We start from the raw sequence: 3,745 nt of genomic DNA on the forward strand, positions 1-3,745 counted from the left end.
ATCTCCTTAACACATGAACTCATCACCAGAAGAAAGGCGTAAAAGACATAAACATGATAATTTCGGGCAAATAATTTCATATCATCTTAACGGTTATAGCACCCCTTTTATTATATACTGTTAAAGGTAATTTTTAATTTCGATCAATCCTTGGATTTCAAAATCAGTCATTTGGCCTTTCGGGGTCAAAGGGTTGAAGTACAAAGTATGCATCCCAACATTCTTTGCCCCTATTATATCTACCTCGTAGTTATCACCCACCATAAGTGCATTTTTAGGAGCTACCTTTGCAATATCCATGGCCTTTTCAAAAATTATAGGATTTGGCTTTTTAACCCCCGCTCTTTCAGAATCCATGATCACATCAAAGTAATGAGCAATTCCAGCGTTTTTAAGCTTCCCCTGTTGAACCTCCGCAAAACCATTTGTGATAATATGTAGATTGTAGTTGGGTTGTAAATATTGTAGAATGGTCCTAGCATTATCAAACAAATGATTAAAGGTAGTCAGGTGTTTTATATAATCATCGGCCAAAATATCTATCTCCTGGTCTGTTACTGAGAATCTGATTTTCTCGAAACTCATTTTTAATCGTTGGTAACGAAGCTCTTGTTTGCTGATCTTATCGAGCTGATACAATCCCCATAATTTTGTATTTATCGGAACGTACACTTTGAGAAAATCTGGCAGATGTATCTGAAGGTTGTAATTTTTAAATATTTTGCGATAGGTAAGTTCGGAGTTTCGTTCAAAATCCCAAAGGGTGTGATCTAAGTCAAAAAACACATCGGTAATATCAAGACTTCTGCTCATTATATTTTGGATTCATTTTTAAGTATTTGATATATAGATCTTTCCACGAATTACGTTTATTGAGCTGTAAGACCTCATTGGAGAATACCACATTAAAGTCTCCGTTAACATCTTGTACTCTTTGAGAAAGCTCATGTAGCTTCTCCTGTGCTTTACTCACACTTTTAAACTTATACAAACTAGTGTACTGAACACAAAAACTATTGATAAGTATTGGAATCTGCTCCTCAAAACTTATGTCGTAAAAGTAGAATGGACTGCAGGTTCCCGCTCTAAAGCCTACCTCGTTGGTATATCCCATAGTGTAATCTTCATTAAAACCAGCATCTACCATAAGTCTATAAGTCTCTGGAATATGCAATCGATTAAAACGTTGACGCACTCTTTTTACTGGTCTATTGATGGTATTAATCAGTCGGCTCCGTTCCTTTTTTAAAACCGATAAATCGTCAAAACCTCTATAAGAAGCCATTAAGGATACTATACTATAATCGGCAACCGACTTAATTAAGGTTTTAAAACTAGAATTAATCACCGAGATATTCTTATCGTAATTCGAATAATCCGCCATTAAAAAGAAAAATACCGCCTCACATTGGTATTGTTTATGCAGCTGATTTACACGAAAGAAAAAATCATATGGATCCTCTCGAAATCCTAACAATACCAAATACCTATCAAGAATCTTAGACAATCTAAATTTAAACACATCAATGAGCGTTGCTCCAATAGTTCTAATAATTCCTTTTTTACGATAGGCATAGGCCACCGCAATATCCATAATGGAAGTTTGTTGATATTCCTTGGTTTTGAACTGAAGCTCAGGAAAGCGTCTTTGAAGAGCGATTTTTAAACGCTTCACCCAAATATCCACCACTGGTATTTCCAGAAAATTATGTTGATAGGCCAAACTTTCCGTAACAGGGTACCTTCCGTGTTCATCCTTTACATGTGGTAGGTACTCTTCATACCTACTCAATAGATAAAAGCTAGCGGCGAAAATATCAAATGGAAGGGCACAACTTTCCGTAGTTGGAAAAAAACAAGGGATCCCGTCCCAATCATTTATAGTAATTTCGACATCCGAAATACCTTGCTCAAAAAGTAGCTCATGACTTCTAATAAAAAATTCATTTTGTAGAGGTTGCCTAGTATAAGTAATCTTAGGACCATTATGAGCAATAAAATCTTCCACCTTAGTGGTGATGCGAATATCCACATTCAGCATTCTTGAGATGATATGCTTCATGGTATAATTAACCCTCGGCGTAATTCTATAGGTGTAAACTAATAACATATTAAAGGATTCCTTCGTCTTTGAAACTAAAATAAGACTTTTCAGTTATAATAAGGTGATCTAGGACTTTTATATCCATAGAATCGCAAGCAATTTTAATTTTTCCTGTAATATTTCTATCCGCTTCACTAGGTCGCAAGGTACCCGATGGATGGTTGTGGGACAATATCAAACTAACAGCACCCACAAGCACTGCTTCCTTTATTAGCAATCTGACATCCACTAAAGTTCCAGTAATCCCTCCCTTACTGAGCTGAAAAGTATGAACTACCCTATTGGCATTGTTTAAATAAATCACCCAAAATTCCTCATGAGGTAATTCACCAATGCGAGGTTGCATAAATTCGAATACCTCTTCACTATTCGACAACCCATGATCTGGAAGTGCCTTGGCTAGACGTTTTCTTCTACCTAACTCTAATGCGGCCACAATTGCAATGGCCTTAGCTTTGCCAATACCACTATATTTGGAGAGTTGCTCAATGGAGAGCCTACTTAGTACACTTAGACTATTTCTCGAAGTTGTTAAAATGCGTTTCGACAAATCTACAGCACTTTCCCTTCGATTACCACTGCCAATTAATAAGGCAATGAGTTCTGCATCTGACAGTGCATCCTTACCCTTTAAAAGCATCTTTTCCCTAGGTCTATCATCTGCACTCCAGTTTCTAATTGATATTTTTGGAGTATTCACTTTCATGATTTAAAGGTATTAAACATCCGCATGATCTGTCCTACTGCCTTAAAGGACTTATCAACAAAAAGCAGACACAAAAGCGCTTTTTTAGTATAAAAACTAAACCTTTATGAATTTGATCGATGTGCTTCTGAATTGAAATACTACAAAACCTTGGCCTTTAATTTATCCATATCCAATCCTCCATAAGTCCCACTACTCATTAAAAGTAGCGCGGTATTATCAAGTTTCAAATCAAAAATAAAGTCACTAAAGTCTTCGGCCTTGGTGTAAATAACTAAGTCTTGGCGTCCAAAAGCAGCTCTAATCTGATCCTTGCTCAGAGAATCGAGTTTTTTGATCTCTAGAGCCTCGGGTATATAAAACACAACTGCTGTATCCGCAGCGTTTAGACTATCTTTATATTCTTTTATAAAAGTGGCGTTCAAACTGCTATAGGTATGTAGCTCAAGACACGCTACGATTGTTTTATTTGAATATTGCTCTTTTACTGCACCTAGGGTTGCTTTCACTTTACTAGGAGCATGTGCAAAATCTTTATAGATAACGGTTTTCGAATTCTCGGCAAGTTTGTCCAGGCGTTTGGAGGCACCTTTAAAGCTAGCAATGGCCTGGTAAAAATCATCTTGATCGACGCCCATGTGTTGACAAATCCATTTTGCGCCTGCCAAATTACTCAGGTTATGTTTTCCAAAAACTTCAATAGGCATAGAACCTTCCGGAGTTTCTAGATAAGTTATCCCAGCCTCTATAGTATGCGCTGGTGTGAAGTACGGTATTTTTCGAATTTGATTTTCAGAATTCTCCACTACCTTGGCCACCTCAGGATCCTCGGCGTTATAGGTAATACTTCCACCCTCCACTATTGAATCAACATAGATTTTAAATTGCTCTACATAATCTTCAAAGGTCTCAAAGACGTTGATATGATCCCAAGC

4 protein-coding genes are annotated in these 3,745 nt (G+C 36.9%); all 4 read right to left on the reverse strand.

Going from position 1 to position 3,745, the window contains the following annotated elements; all coding sequences use genetic code 11:
- Window positions 1–120 precede the first annotated feature (120 nt).
- Window positions 121–813 (reverse strand): YjjG family noncanonical pyrimidine nucleotidase, encoded by a 693-nt coding sequence (locus VKY50_RS10145; protein WP_324301470.1) that lies wholly within the window; start codon window positions 811–813, stop codon window positions 121–123.
- Complete coding sequence (locus VKY50_RS10150) at window positions 797–2,110, reverse strand: polysaccharide deacetylase family protein (protein WP_475404864.1); 1,314 nt, start codon at window positions 2,108–2,110, stop codon at window positions 797–799. The genes VKY50_RS10145 and VKY50_RS10150 overlap by 17 nt, the downstream gene beginning before the upstream one ends.
- Window position 2,111: 1 nt before the next feature.
- Window positions 2,112–2,810: a RadC family protein gene (gene radC / locus VKY50_RS10155; RefSeq protein WP_324301474.1), complete on the reverse strand. Its 699-nt coding sequence runs from the start codon at window positions 2,808–2,810 to the stop codon at window positions 2,112–2,114.
- A gap of 140 nt (window positions 2,811–2,950) precedes the next feature.
- Window positions 2,951–3,745 (reverse strand): Mur ligase domain-containing protein (locus VKY50_RS10160; RefSeq protein ID WP_475404865.1); only part of this gene is annotated, 795 nt, incomplete at its 5' end.

This window comes from Galbibacter sp. (assembly GCF_035306585.1).
GTDB lineage: Bacteria > Bacteroidota > Bacteroidia > Flavobacteriales > Flavobacteriaceae > Galbibacter.

Coding starts and splice junctions, on each gene's coding strand:
- radC (WP_324301474.1), bottom strand. CDS start 2,810: ATGAAAGTGAATACTCCAAAAATATCAATTAGAAACTGGAGTGCAGAT.
- VKY50_RS10150 (WP_475404864.1), bottom strand. CDS start 2,110: ATGTTATTAGTTTACACCTATAGAATTACGCCGAGGGTTAATTATACC.
- VKY50_RS10145 (WP_324301470.1), bottom strand. CDS start 813: ATGAGCAGAAGTCTTGATATTACCGATGTGTTTTTTGACTTAGATCAC.